This window comes from bacterium (Candidatus Blackallbacteria) CG13_big_fil_rev_8_21_14_2_50_49_14, assembly GCA_002783405.1.
Taxonomy (GTDB): Bacteria; Cyanobacteriota; Sericytochromatia; order UBA7694; family UBA7694.
In genome coordinates this window covers 1-803 of sequence record PFGG01000017.1, presented here as the reverse complement: position 1 = coordinate 803, position 803 = coordinate 1, and the positions used below count along the sequence as shown (strand labels likewise).

General features: G+C 47.4%; 1 protein-coding gene. It reads right to left on the bottom strand.

Translation table 11 applies throughout. The features are described 5' to 3' along the window. Positions 1-654 (bottom strand): hypothetical protein (locus COW20_03935; GenBank protein ID PIW50002.1); only part of this gene is annotated, 654 nt, incomplete at its 3' end. Between the last annotated feature and the right edge of the window lie 149 nt (positions 655-803).

Below are 803 nucleotides of genomic sequence, written 5' to 3'. Positions count from 1 at the left end.
GGGTACAAAGGGCGTATAAATATCCTGGGCCTTGATCACCCCTTCGACCTGGCGTTCAATAGCACGCAAGGTTTTTCCGTCTAAGATTCCTGCTTGTACCCCTTCAGTGCCGATCAATTGGTATTTACGCTGAAAGTCAGCCACGGCATCGCGCAGGGCTTCACCATAGACTTCATTGCGTTCATCCAGGGGCTTGTATTCCTCATCCAGGGCATAGAGATTGTTGATCAGGGTATTCAATTTGCGAATATCTTCCCCTTTGGCGCCTGGTGCCAATTGAATCGGGTTTTCAAAATTATCGGCTGTGCGCAGTTCTTTTAAACTGGGCTGTTTAACCACACCTGTATAGGCAAAACCTTGTTCAGCACTGCCTTCCAACTTCCCTCCCCTGCGGATAAAGGAGGTTAAATCTTTGGCATCTTCAGCCAACTCAGCTTCTTCTTCGGGCAAAAGTGCAAGGCTTTCAACGGCCACACCTCTTTGCGTGGCCAGCGCACCTTTGAGTTCATCAACAGTAATTTTATTGTCTTTATTGACGTTGATAAAATTGAGATCATTGGGGTTCAAGGGGGCAGTGCGCCCAGCTTTGACAGGTTTTTGGGCAGCAACCGGGGCCAGCAGTTCATTGCCAAATTTTGAAATTCGCGGATCCATCAGTTCACCTCAAAAGGATTGTTCAGCGCTGGGATGCTGATCAAATATAGCCGACTCAAATATTTAACTTGCTAATCCAGGGAGGTTTTATAGCTATTTTCAGGTTTTAAAGTACGATGCGCGCCCCTGCCGAAGCAGGGTAAAAGCGA